This window comes from Rubripirellula tenax, assembly GCF_007860125.1.
Lineage (GTDB): Bacteria > Planctomycetota > Planctomycetia > Pirellulales > Pirellulaceae > Rubripirellula > Rubripirellula tenax.
The window spans coordinates 1-7,035 of sequence record NZ_SJPW01000020.1 but is presented as its reverse complement, the minus strand read 5'-3'; the positions used below and the strand labels follow the sequence as shown (position 1 = coordinate 7,035).

Below are 7,035 nucleotides of genomic sequence, written 5' to 3'. Positions count from 1 at the left end.
AAATCGACGGACAGCCAACTGGGCGACCGCGAATACAATTGCCGCGAAGGCAGTCAACCAGAGTAGTGATGAAAGAAGGAATTGCATTGTGTCACGCAACGGAATGGAGCCGCCGGGTCGGATAACGCCCCGCATCACCGGGCGGGGAGTGTAAAGTGTTCCATTTGAAAACGGCCGCAAGCCCCGCTCCGGTGCATGCGTTGGTTATCCGCGATTATGTTTACGAGGCGGACCGCCAACGGGCAACAACCGCGCGAGCGGAAGACAACGACGGGACGTCGGCACCCTGGATTGGACACGGGATACGTAACCCGAAAGGATAATCGAGAGCCATTAGTCCGGACTCCGCCCCCGTGGGTGACCGAACCGTCGCATAATCGTAGCATCGGCAAACAGACAAAACAACATCGAGCATGATGACCACGAACGACCTTCGAGTATTGAGGACGAAGGGACGTATTCGAGCATGACGACCGTGCACGTTCTTCGGGCATTGTGGACGAAGGGACGTATTCGAGCATGAAGGACCGCAGGCATCCGAGTTTTGCACGGATAACGTCCGCCATCAGCGGGTACGGCGGTTGGATTGTCCATTTGTAAAAACCTGATGCCGTACTCCGTTGAATGGCATGGTTACCCCAATTGGAGTTGTGTCAATATTCGACTCTGAGCGCGTCGCTTCCACTGATTAGTTGCCGCGTGCTTGCTTCATGTCGTGCATCATGCCACTAACCATGTATAGAATCCCAAGAATTACGGACAACCCAATGGTTGAAGCGACGACGGTAACCGCTGACAACTCTGCAAGGAATTTAGCTGAACCATCTGTCCCTTCCGTCGCAGCGAACAAGAAGTAACAAACCGAGGTAACGACACCAAGCATTAGACCAATGATCCCGCCCAATTTCATTCCCTTAGCGAGACCATTGCGGCTCTGAGACGGTTGGTCAAACAGATCTTCCATGTCGCCACAATTGCGCTGAAACCAGCCGTGTACCCATAGCGTCAACCCAAGCGGGACACCGACACCGATGACCAGCGGGAGAAGATCCGTTTCCGATCCATTTTTGGCAAGTATTACCACGACAGCAACCGCGGCAGCCAGCGACTTAATAACTGTCACAACCAACAGCAAAACCGACCATCGCAATGATCGCTTTAGCGCCTCAAAATCTTCGGAATAGCTGTCTGTTGGCTGTGGACCCGTTGACTTCAATTGCGACAGTGGTGGTACTGAAACTTCTGAACCACACCTACATGCAGCGACCCCGCCAGCCTGAGACGCGCTGACAATCAAACGATTGCCACACGCGCAATCAATGCCGTACCCAGAGCCTCTATCCGGCAATCCAGACTTTGTAGAACCGCTAAACATTGCAATTTCCTCTAGATTGAGCCAGGAGCTCTCGAATAGTCGGTGGGGTAACGCTACGCATCAGCGGGGACGGGCGAATGACTTGCAAGCATACCAAAACGCGTGCCACCCGTCCTCCGTTGCATGCGATGGTTATCAGACTTACAACGCTGCGCTTCGGGGTGGCAGTGGAGGAACATTCGCCCGCTGCCGCAAGCTTCCCATCTTAACGCAATTTGCCCCGCTCACGGGTGGGAAGTGGGTGGTGTTCCTGGAGATCCGCCCGCCTTCGTTCCAAGCGGCCCCCACAAACGCATCGGCTCATGAATGTCTAGGCCTGGGAATCTCTCTCGCATCCTCGCCAGCGCAGGGGAATCTGGAGAATCGCGAATAATCGACACAGATTTCAAGGATCGTAGCACCTGCAAGTCATCGAGGACACCTTCGCCCAAAACATCCATGTCGAGCTGAACGGACGTGATCGGTGAGAAGCAGTAGATCTGAAGCGATACGGGAAGAAATGATAAGCAATTCGGTGTCGCATCGTTCCTCCAGGCTCTTCCTGCCGTCGGAACAAATTTCCCATCTATCATCCTATGGTAACCACCGGAGTGCCGCGGTTGATGAGACAGGTTGACGACAAGAAAGTGTACGTCGTGCTTCTTCTCGATCGCTCGTATCACCGAGAGTTCATCTTCAAGCCTTCGGTGCAACATCACTGGCGTCGCAAATAGAATCGCGAAAACAGCGACAATCACCAGTGAGCGACGAATCGTCAAACGCATTTCATTCAGTCGGATAACGGCGGACATCACGGGGGACGGAGTAAAGACATTCCACTTCAAAAACCGCGCAAGCCGTCCTCCCGTGCATGTCATGGTTCGCCGCTATTTCCGTACTTGCCAATGATCTGTCTGCCACGAGAAGCAGTGGTAGTCTTGTGCGTACGAATTCTTGCAGAACTGGTTCATCGAGTCGACAGCCTGTTCAAGTTCTGACCTCAGTAAATCATCTTCCAGCTCGTGCGCGATCCAATACGCGCGATCGATGCAGTCCTTAGTGATTGCATGTGCCTCTTCGCGGTCGTCCGCGAGAGCAGATTCCGCGGCAAGTTGAACGACGTCAATGATATCTTGAACTCGGCCATTGGAATTCGCGCTCACTCCGTTTGCGTTGAGGTCTTGGATCAATGTGGTGATTTTATCAGCAGTCGCTTGCGTATCTGGTTGTGCATGAGAGAAGCGGGCAGATTTGGATGCGATGTTGATTGCATCGTCAACGAGTTGCCTGCCATCCGCGGGAGGGTCAATCCATAACCGGTCAAGCGTAGGCATCAGCAGATTGGCGCATCGCGCCGCGAGTGCAACGTTTGCCCAGTGAGGAAGATCGCTGATTTCAGTCTTTGTAGAAACGGCAGCAACGCGATCGGATCCGCCATCGTGTTGCCCACATCCCATGACAAACACTGCGACGATGAAGGGAAGAGAGTATTTCATGGTCGAAACTCAACGCTTCAGTCGGCGAACGTTACGCGTCACCCGGCACGCGCGAAAGATTCTCAATTTCAAAACGCTCGGCTCGCGTGCTCGGGTGCACGCGATGGTTCCCCGATCGCTTGCGTCAGCTGAATTCGTTGACGATCCACACGGCCCCCTCTTTGCGTCGATCCTGAGTTTGCAACAAGTATACGATATCGGATTTACCGAACCGGTCACAGTCATCTCGTATCACAAGACGAACGATGAATGAGATTCGGAAATCCGACAGGACGACGACGTCGGCTATGTCTGCGACCCGGAACTCCTCGTCGCTGCCGTGGCTACACGGCTTCCAATAGTTGTCATCTGTCGGCATCCAGAATCGTTCGTGAACTTCGGTCTTCGCTGCAATCACTTCCTGAAGATCGGGGTCCGACTGGTCAATGAATCGTTTCTCGACGGCATTCATTGCGTCCCAATACCTGAGCACGTGCGTAGCGGCAACCTCCACGTTGTGATCGTGGATCGCCGCGTTGTTGATCAACGATTGAATTGGATCGAAGTCTGTCATGCGTTGTTAGGAGGCGATGAACTTCAGTCGGGGAACGGTTGACATCACCGGGTGGCGGTGAAACGCTTGCAAGCAGACAAGGGACGCAACCACCGCCACTCCGGTGCATGTCGTGGTTATCCGTCGCTTGTCGAATACTTCAGCGAATAGAGCACCAACACTAGCAGCCCGAGTACCGCGTAGGCAACCAAAGCGACGACCCAGTGAAGTATCGGGAACATTAAAACATGCATCTGGCCAACATTGTCAATGTAAACGCGAGGCGTTGGGCTAACGGCGAAACTAGAATGCCCGACAATTCCATATAGTGAGATAAGTCCGGAAACGAATGCACAAGACCACCAAACGGCGTGGCGAGAGCGCCTTGCGACAAACAGAATCACCAGCGCGGGAAAGAGTGGCGAGGACGCAAAAAGTGCAAGCGGTACAGAAGGGGAACAACCTTCTCGGTGTTGGTCTAACGCAGAAAGAGAGAACACAGCGATGCATGCCAACACTGCAAGGAATCCGGCAATTCGCGATCGGTAACAAGCTACCTCAACGGTCACCTCCGAGGAAACATTTGAGCCGTCATAGGGGTTCAAAGTTCGTTCGCGCATTTCAGTCGGATAACGACCGCCGTAACCGGGGACGGCGAGTTGATTTTCCATTTGTAAACGCCTGATGCCGTCCTCCGGTTCACGGCATGGTTACCCGCGATGTTCCGGCCAACGAGAAAGGCCAGGCCCTAAGTCCAAGACTGTGGTCAACGGTCGATCGTCACCACAATCGAGCCTGCAATTGTATGCCATGGCGGCGCCATTTAAAATGTTGAGCGACCAAGAGAAACCGCGGTCAAGGTCACCGGATGCGGCATAGGTCCGAATTATGGTTGCCATGTCGGGAATCGAGTCGCAGACGTTCGCATCTGTGACGTCGTGGATTGAAACAGTACGCGGTAAAAACGGCTTGCTTGGATCAACAAACATAAAGGCGTAGCAACCGCGTAGTGAGTCCTCCGATCCAATTAGTGCTATCCCATCGGCAGCTCCGTGCAATGTGACACCGCCGTCCATGCCGGCGTCGCCATCGACGTCGAGAAAGTAGTCGGGTGCAAATGTCATGCGCGCCAAAAAACGCTCAACATCATCCATGGTCGGAGCAATGATGTGTTCGTCTGTGTCTCGGATTGCAGTAGAGAACATCGTCAACACGGATTGGCATGCACTTCAGTCGGGTAACGACCGGCATCACCGGGCGGGGAGAGTAAAGTTGTCCATGTCAAATGCGGCGGCAAGCCCCGCTCCGTGTGAATGCCATGGTTATCAGACTTACAACGCTGCGCTTCGGGGTGGCAGTGGAGGAACATTCGCCCGCTGCCGCAAGCTTCCCATCTTAACGCAATTTGCCCCGCTCACGGGTGGGAAGTGGGTGGTGTTCCTGGAGATCCGCCTTCTGGTGTGTAGGGTTCGCGTTGATCAAAACCATCTGGCCCAATCAGCATTCGCCGACGAATGAATGCACCAAACCCATCATTGAATCGACGCAAAGAGGTAGACCCGTGAAACGATTCCACGATCTCCCAGTCGTCATTCGGTCGGAAGCAACCGAAGTGTCCGGCGAAATCGTCGCCAAATGCGAGAACGTCATCACCGAATCGATTGCGTTTGGATCTGTGAACGAGATCACGCAACAGCATTGGTTCTGCGTAGACCATGTATTGAGACTCACGGACGGACCCCCAGCCAACGTCTCGGAGATAGTGGACGTATTCTTGCGGTGCGTTGGGGTAAGCAGCAACAAGGGCATCGATTTGCGACTGTGTAAGCAGTTCACGCCGCGAATCTTCTGTCTCGTGGATCGCGAGAAAGTCGAGAACATCACAATACTGCGTCATGAAAATGCGTCGCGTTGAAGAGATCTCAGTCGGATAACGTTTCACATCACCGGGTGGCGGCGATTGACGTGATTCCAAAGAAACGTGACCACCGCCACTCCGGTGCATGTGTTGGTTATCGGCATTTATGGACGGGCGTTGACCGAGTGTTGGGCAGTGGCAACCACGTCGCCACAGCTTAACGGGCATTGGTTCGGGCGGCAAGCAATTGGGCGTTGATCGGGTCGGCAAGTAAACGGGCATTGCATCCAACGGGCCCAGCAGACGGTAAACGAAGGATCGAAAACGTTCACGCTGGTTCAGCAAACGACAACAGTGAACACTATCAAGGAATGCGAGCGGCGTGGGCTCTGCAAATCGCCAACGAAGAATTAAGGCGTTTGAATCGGCGAGCAACTAACGCAAGAGCCAAAAGACGCACCTAAAACCAAGCGTTGCAGCAATCGTTTGTGCAAGCAAACACGCGGAACATCTGCGGAGTCAGTCCGATAACGGTAGGGTTTTGCGGGCGGCGGCGAAAGACTTGCAAGCAAACGAAAAAGCGTGCCACCGCCGCTCCGTAACAACCCATGGTTATCGCCGATTGTTGCGGGCATTGACCGCGAGAGCGGAAAACATCGACGGAACGTCGCCAGCACGGTCTGCGCGAGCAGAAAACAACGCCGGGACGGCGGCGAGCATTAGCTAAGTGTTAGTAGTAGGGAGAACTTCAGGATTAAGAACGGTCACTGAATGTCAGCAGTGGTGATCAGTTTGAGATTCGGAGGTCCAGCGTTGGGAGCAAGCCATCCGGAACAATCAAGCGGCGTTCCGCCCCGTCGGTGGCACGCGATGCGAGCAACCGTTGGAATCGACCAGTGAAGTAGATTGTATCAGGTCCAAGTCGAGTAATGGCGTGAGTGACGCTATGTGTCACCGTGTGAAAAGTGAAGATCAAGACACCAGTGATCGTCGGGGCAAACGCGATCCGCTGTTGCGTGCAACAACTGAGCACCGAGTGCGATAACGGCGGACATCACCGAGATCGCGCATTGTGGTGTCCATGTCAATAATTGCGCCGTCGCGATCTTCGGTGCATGTCATGGTTCCACGTCTTCGCGTTCTAATCCCAACGCCGGAATCAGGTCGTCAATGATGTGGTCTTTTGAAAAGACGAATTGACCATTGTGGTACAAAGGCAGTGTAATTCGTCGGTCATCGCAACCAGGAACATTGTAGCACTCAAATTGCGCGATCCAGGAAGCGTCATAATCTTGCATTGTGTCACGAATGATCTCAACAAGCTGTGGCGAGTACATGCTTCGCGTTTGTAAATACACGTAAAATACGCGAACGTGTTGATAGTGCCCTGGAAGTGCCCAGTCTTCGCCTTCAGTCCCGAGTTTCGACATGGCTTTGCGAAACCGATCTTTCATGACAGCGAGCTCGGCCTGAACCGCCTCAACTGGCACGGAGTCCGGCAGCAACTTGTCGAATGGTTGCTTTAGGGCACGGTACGAGTCGTTGTCTAGTACGCGGGCTGGCATAGGCAAAGAATCCGTCTCCGTGTCGATGTCATGTCCATGATCACGAACACATCCGACCAACAGCAAGGCGAGCAACGGAATAGCGGTTCGCGCTTTCATCGTGGAACGGTTGCCATCACCGGGCACGGAGAGTTTGGCATCCATTTGTAAAACCTCGCAAGCCGTGCTCCGTGTGCATGGCGTGGTTATCGCCAAATTTGCAGCGGCGAAAACGTGACCTCCAACGTGCG

General features: G+C 53.8%; 6 protein-coding genes. All 6 read right to left on the bottom strand.

Annotated elements, in window-relative coordinates; all coding sequences use genetic code 11:
- Positions 1-688: 688 nt before the first annotated feature.
- The gene (locus tag Poly51_RS29930; protein ID WP_146462624.1) at positions 689-1,375 is read right to left on the bottom strand and encodes a hypothetical protein; all 687 of its coding nucleotides are present in this window, start codon (positions 1,373-1,375) and stop codon (positions 689-691) included.
- A gap of 866 nt (positions 1,376-2,241) precedes the next feature.
- Positions 2,242-2,850 carry a hypothetical protein gene (locus tag Poly51_RS29925; protein WP_146462623.1) on the bottom strand — a complete coding sequence of 203 codons (609 nt, stop codon included), beginning with the start codon at positions 2,848-2,850 and terminating at the stop codon, positions 2,242-2,244.
- A gap of 124 nt (positions 2,851-2,974) precedes the next feature.
- Positions 2,975-3,403: a hypothetical protein gene (locus Poly51_RS29920; RefSeq protein ID WP_146462622.1), complete on the bottom strand. Its 429-nt coding sequence runs from the start codon at positions 3,401-3,403 to the stop codon at positions 2,975-2,977.
- Positions 3,404-4,092: 689 nt separating this feature from the next.
- Complete coding sequence (locus Poly51_RS29915) at positions 4,093-4,596, bottom strand: hypothetical protein (RefSeq protein WP_222435959.1); 504 nt, start codon at positions 4,594-4,596, stop codon at positions 4,093-4,095.
- 200 nt (positions 4,597-4,796) lie between these two features.
- On the bottom strand, positions 4,797-5,279 hold the full coding sequence (locus Poly51_RS30895) for a hypothetical protein (protein WP_186775921.1): 483 nt from the start codon (positions 5,277-5,279) through the stop codon (positions 4,797-4,799).
- Between the two features lie 1,079 nt (positions 5,280-6,358).
- Complete coding sequence (locus Poly51_RS29905; RefSeq protein WP_146462619.1) at positions 6,359-6,949, bottom strand: hypothetical protein; 591 nt, start codon at positions 6,947-6,949, stop codon at positions 6,359-6,361.
- Between the last annotated feature and the right edge of the window lie 86 nt (positions 6,950-7,035).